General features: G+C 49.7%; 5 protein-coding genes. All 5 read left to right on the top strand.

Translation table 11 applies throughout. The features are described 5' to 3' along the window. Positions 1-775, top strand: a 775-nt coding sequence (locus tag QNK41_RS00985) for a hypothetical protein (RefSeq protein WP_319252825.1), incomplete at its 5' end; no start/stop codon positions are given. A gap of 36 nt (positions 776-811) precedes the next feature. Continuing rightward, entirely contained in the window at positions 812-1,636 is an 825-nt protein-coding gene (locus QNK41_RS00980) for a hypothetical protein (protein ID WP_319252823.1), read from the top strand. Positions 1,637-1,669: 33 nt separating this feature from the next. Beyond that, a complete protein-coding gene (locus tag QNK41_RS00975; RefSeq protein ID WP_319252821.1) occupies positions 1,670-2,149 on the top strand; it encodes a hypothetical protein in 480 nt (159 codons plus the stop codon). Between the two features lie 46 nt (positions 2,150-2,195). After that, complete coding sequence (locus tag QNK41_RS00970) at positions 2,196-2,573, top strand: hypothetical protein (RefSeq protein ID WP_319252819.1); 378 nt, start codon at positions 2,196-2,198, stop codon at positions 2,571-2,573. Between the two features lie 237 nt (positions 2,574-2,810). Further along, positions 2,811-3,107, top strand: a 297-nt coding sequence (locus tag QNK41_RS00965) for a hypothetical protein (RefSeq protein WP_319252817.1), incomplete at its 3' end; no start/stop codon positions are given.

The following is a 3,107-nucleotide window of genomic DNA, read 5'->3' as shown; positions in this document are numbered from 1 at the left end:
CGGGCCGTTTCCATCGTTTGTGACCCCTGACAACAATCTGCTGGTCTGGACCAATTTTCTGAAAAAATACGAGGCACCGACCGTTGCCAGGATAGAGTTGGATCAATCCATGACAACCATGAAGCTTCCCCTTGTCAGCATTTTCTGCCTGCTGGCATTGCTGCCGCTTGTCTTTCAAATTAGAAGGCGACGCAAGAACGGCGGAGCCGTCGGCCACCAAGTCGGATTGGCAGTGATTCTCGTTGCCGGTTGCTTCCTGCTCTACCCCTTTCTCAACATTGCAGTAGCCAAACCGGCCGTCATAGCCCCCCCGATGACGGACGCGCAGGCGGTGTCCGTTTTGGACAGCCTGCTGAAGAATATCTATCGGTCTTTTGACTTCCGGGAAGAAGAAGACGTCTATGACCGACTGGCGACGAGTGCCAGCGGCGACCTGCTTGCCGACATTTACCTGCAAAACCGAAAATCACTGGAGGTGACGCAGGCCGGCGGCGCCCGCGCAAGGGTGAAAGAAGTTGAAATATTGGACGTCAACGTTGGTCAGCTTGACGATCACCCGCTGGGTCTGCTGTTCAACGCCCGATGGACGGCCATGGGCACCGTTGGCCATTGGGGGCATATCCACACCCGTAAAAACCAATACCACGCCAATATTGCCGTTCAGCCGGTGGATGGCGCCTGGAAAATCACCCGCCTCGACCTGTTGGAAGAAAAACGCATTGATCCGTATGCGGGAACCGATCCTTCAGGCGGACAAAATAAAAAAACCAACTAAACGGTTGTGTTGAGCAAAACACAGGAGGTGTTGACCGTGGCGACCGATCGCAAAATTAAAAGTAGCCTAACCATCTTCGTTGTAACGTTATGCGTCTTTGTGGTCATCGGCAATGCGGCCATCGCCGCTGAAGCAAAGCAAGAGAAGAACTGGTCCATAGAAGGGGCGGTGCGATATACCTACCTGACACCCGGCGGTGAGATGGGAGGATCGAATGGCGGCGATGTGAAACAGACCAGCATTTCCGATCTGGGAATGGATAGCGGTGAAGGGGCTTGGGGATTTTCTATCGGCGGGCAGTATCACCGGCCACAGTTATTTTTTTCCGGGCAGCAGTCCAGTTTTTCCGGTTCCGGAACCACCAGCCATGACATCAGCCAGGGATCTTTCACCATTCCTGCCGGAGCTGCTGTTGACACCACCATGGACCTGGGAATCTATTCCCTGGCGGTAACCTATGATTTTTTACCTGGGAAAAACAATCTCGGCGTCGGTTTGGGGATTATGGGCCTGGACTTTGAGGTTGCATACACGGAAATAGCCACCGGCGTTCAGATCAATATCGATGAAACCTATCCGTTACCCTTGCTGGCGGTAAGCTATTCGTTTTTCTGGAAAAGAATGGAGTTTGCCGGTCTGGTTGGCGGTGCTTACATCAAAATTAACGACGACGAAGTCGGGTATGTCAACCTGGATCTATCGGCGCGCTATGCCTTTTACAAAGGTGATATGTGGTCCTGGATGGCATCGCTGGGCTACCGCTACGTCGAGCTGAAAATGGATATAAAAGACGACGCCAACGAATTTAAAGCCGACCTGAATTTTAGCGGACCTTATATCGGCGTCCGTTTCGAATATTAATGATTGTGATTTCCATAAGAAAGGCGGGGCATCATGAAATCAATCGATGAAAGGGGCCAGCGGTTAGCCCTGGTGGTTATTCTTCTCATTTGCTCACTCGTTTTGGTGACCGGGTGCACCAGGAAAGCAAAGAAAACCATCGTGCCGGGTGAGGAGTGGGCCGACGATTTGCGGTCCCGGATTGCAAAACACATCGACGATCCAGAAAAAAAAGGCCAGTTATTGAACTTGGTTGATCAGGATATTGGTATATTTAAGAACTTGGCGCAGGAAACCGCAACCTACAATAAGAAAATAATCGACGTGGATAGAAACTACCACTCGACGCCAGACGATTTCAGAACCGTATTTTCTGATTATAACCAGACTCGCTATCGGTTGCGTGCGCAATCGATGGAAGTTCGCTTTAAGATGCAGGCGCTTTGCAAGCCTGAAGAGTGGAAGGAGATCAGTCATTTTCGCACAAAGAAAGGTCTTTTCAAGCAGCTAACGCAATCATTCAGCATCAATTAACATCAACTGGTCAAGAGGCTCGACCTCTTAGACAGGGAGGCACAAGATGATTATTGGAACCATCACCCTAATTGTGTTGCTGTTTGGCGGGGGTGTCGGATTTTCCTTGGATATTTTCAGTGACGCGGCTGAGAATGTCATCCCGGACAAACAGATTGTCAAACAGATCAAGGATATTACCAAATCCGCGGACGATGAGATGAAGGCCTGGCAAAAAGAGGCGGGGAAAATATCACAACAGCTTGCGGAGATGAATAGGAACTACGACTTGTCGGAAACCGAAATGAAAATCGCCCTCAATCAGGCCGACATCCGCAGAGAAGCGTTCCAGGAGGAATTGATTAAATTGCGATTTCAAGCGAAAAATTTAATGAGCTGGGTAGAGTGGGATGCCATGTATGCCAAGGTAACAACAGAAAAATAATGAGAAGTAAACAATTGGCGGTCACCCCGGCGCAATTTTAGGGATGTACCAGCGGTTCCCCTTCTAAAGTACAACAGCCTGAGCGATGTAGCCTACTCTTCCAAAAGTAATTGGCATCCATGAATCCGCTCATGGCGGTGACGCGACCGCAAGCCTGGCGTCTGAATAATGCGCCATACAATATTTCAGGATTACCGATACCAGCCCTACATAAACTATCAACAAAGGAGAATTAAAATGAGAAAAACGATCTTTGCCATTATTGCCATTGTTTGCCTATTTTCTGTCTGGACATCCACCGGTGTGCAGGCGTTTACGATCGTCACCCGCGACATGATCGAAAAGGAGGTGGTAACGAAAACCGACCTCATTAAAACCGCAGACAATTTCATTGTGCTGTTCAATACCTCCGGCACGACCAATCAAATGGTTCCCGGCAAGAACATCACCAAGATCGCGGCCACCAAGGCTCTCTTGCAGGAGCGTAATGCATGGTTTCCAGATCTGAGCTATCAGGCCGGCCTATACGAATAC

The organism is Desulfosarcina sp. (assembly GCF_033791525.1).
GTDB lineage: Bacteria > Desulfobacterota > Desulfobacteria > Desulfobacterales > Desulfosarcinaceae > Desulfosarcina.
Note: the sequence above shows the minus strand (reverse complement) of the source record. Positions and strands in the feature narration are given on the sequence as shown.

What these genes read in the sequence shown, in the direction of transcription:
- QNK41_RS00970 (WP_319252819.1), top strand. Translation starts at nt 2,196, where the DNA reads ATGATTATTGGAACCATCACCCTAATTGTGTTGCTGTTTGGCGGGGGT.
- QNK41_RS00975 (WP_319252821.1), top strand. Translation starts at nt 1,670, where the DNA reads ATGAAATCAATCGATGAAAGGGGCCAGCGGTTAGCCCTGGTGGTTATT.